1 protein-coding gene and 2 pseudogenes are annotated in these 1,956 nt (G+C 66.3%); 1 reads left to right on the top strand and 2 read right to left on the bottom strand.

All coding sequences use genetic code 11. The features are described 5' to 3' along the window. Positions 1-245, bottom strand: a pseudogene (locus HC022_RS25225) (sodium:alanine symporter family protein); the annotation flags it as partial. Between the two features lie 225 nt (positions 246-470). Between HC022_RS25225 and HC022_RS25220 the strand changes: the two are divergent. Continuing rightward, positions 471-1,397, top strand: a complete 927-nt coding sequence (locus HC022_RS25220; protein ID WP_167454218.1) for a rhodanese-related sulfurtransferase — start codon at positions 471-473, stop codon at positions 1,395-1,397. Positions 1,398-1,594: 197 nt separating this feature from the next. On the opposite strand, the pseudogene HC022_RS25215 reads toward HC022_RS25220, so the two are convergent. Continuing rightward, positions 1,595-1,956: pseudogene (locus HC022_RS25215) on the bottom strand (flagellar biosynthetic protein FliP); the annotation flags it as partial.

Below are 1,956 nucleotides of genomic sequence, written 5' to 3'. Positions count from 1 at the left end.
GCGATGTTGCCGCCGCCGACGCGGCCGCCGACCGACACGAAAAGCGCCTCGCGGGCGCTGATCTTTGACGGGTCGTCGGTCTCGCTGCCCGCCCGCAGGACATTGAACATGCGCTTGAAGAAGCGGAACTGCACGAAGTCGCTCGCCACGGTGAAGAACACCCCGAGCACGACGAGGAAGGGCACCAGCGCCCACCCCCATGTCAGATCGTTGATCGCGTTGAAGATCGTGTCGAGAAAGCCCATGCGCCTGTCCCTCGCTTGTGTTCCCGGCCCCGTCTCTGACGCGGGATCCGCCGGATATTGGCACGACCCTAGGAGCCGGGGCCTGATCAGCAAAGCGAAAAACCCTATTCTCCAGAGATTTGCGCAGATTTCGCCACGAATATGCGCGGCATGCGGCGGAATTTTCGGGACCGCGGCGTCCTGACCGCTTGCGTGGGGTCGCGTCGCGGGCCTATCTGTCGCGCCATGTTCACCGTCTGCGCGCTCTATCATTTCACCCGGTTCGACGATCCGTACTCCCTGCGGCAACCGCTGCTCGATCTGTGCCGCGACCACGCCGTCACCGGCACGCTGCTGCTGGCGCGCGAGGGCATCAACGGCACCGTCGCCGGCCCGCGTGAGGGCATCGACGCGGTGCTCGCCCATGTCCGCGCCCTGCCCGGCTGCGCCGACATCGAGTGGAAGCTCTCGACCGCCGAGGAGCGCCCCTTCGCCCGCATGAAGGTGCGGCTGAAGCGCGAGATCGTGACCATGGGCCAGCCCGACGTCGACCCGCTTGCGCGCGTGGGGCATTACGTCGAGCCCGCGGACTGGAACGACCTGATCCGCGCGCCGGACGTGGCGGTCATCGACACCCGCAACGACTACGAGATCGCCATCGGCACCTTCGAGGGCGCCATCGACCCGCACACCGCGAGCTTCCGCGAGTTTCCCGCGTGGTGGGAAGCCAACAAGGAGCGCTTCCACAACAAGCGCATCGCGATGTTCTGCACCGGTGGGATCCGCTGCGAGAAATCGACCAACTACCTGCTCGGGCAGGGCGTCGAAGAGGTCTACCACCTCAAGGGCGGGATCCTGAAGTACCTCGAGGACGTGCCCGCCAACGACAGCTCGTGGCAGGGCGAATGCTTCGTCTTCGACGGCCGCGTGTCGGTCGGACACGGCCTGCGCGAGGGACCGCACCAGCTGTGCCACGCCTGCCGCCGGCCGATCCTGCCGCAGGACCGCGAGCGCCCCGAGTTCGAGCAGGGCGTGTCCTGCCATCTCTGCATCGACGAGACCTCGGACGAGGACAAGGCCCGCTTCCGCGAGCGCCAGAAGCAGATCGCGCTCGCCCGCGCCCGCGGCGAGCGCCACCTGCACGCGGACGTCCCCGAAGATCCGGAATATTGAGCGGGGGGCTTCCGGTCTGGGCATGATGGCGTCGCGCGCCTTGCGTGCCTCGAGTGCGCATATTGGCCTTCAGCACATGATGTCATGAGCCTTGGCGCAATGGCTCGGCGGGACCGCAACTTTCGACGTCATGACGTCATTGGACCACGCGCCACACGCATCGCACCCGTCTTCCGTCTTCCGTCTTCCGTCTTCCTTCAGAAATAACTTCGCACCAGTGACCCGGCGAGCAGCGACCAGCCGTCGGCGATGACGAAGAAGGCCAGCTTGAAGGGCAGCGACACGATGGCGGGCGGCACCATCATCATGCCCATCGACATCAGCACCGCCGCGACCACGAGGTCGATGATCAGGAACGGCAGGAAGATCAGGAAGCCGACCTGGAAGGCGCGGGCGATCTCGGAGAGCATGAAGCTTGGCACCAGCAATGACAGCGGTGCGCCGGGATCGAGCTCGGTGCCGCGCGCATCGGGACGCAGGTCCGCAATGTTGGCGAAGGTGTCCGGGTCGATCCGCGTGGCCATGAACCCGCGGAACGGCTCGAGCGTGCGCTCGAAGG

This window comes from Salipiger sp. HF18, from assembly GCF_011806505.1.
GTDB lineage: Bacteria > Pseudomonadota > Alphaproteobacteria > Rhodobacterales > Rhodobacteraceae > Salipiger > Salipiger thiooxidans.
The sequence above is the reverse complement of the archived record's forward strand: the minus strand, read 5'-3'. Positions and strand labels throughout refer to the sequence as shown.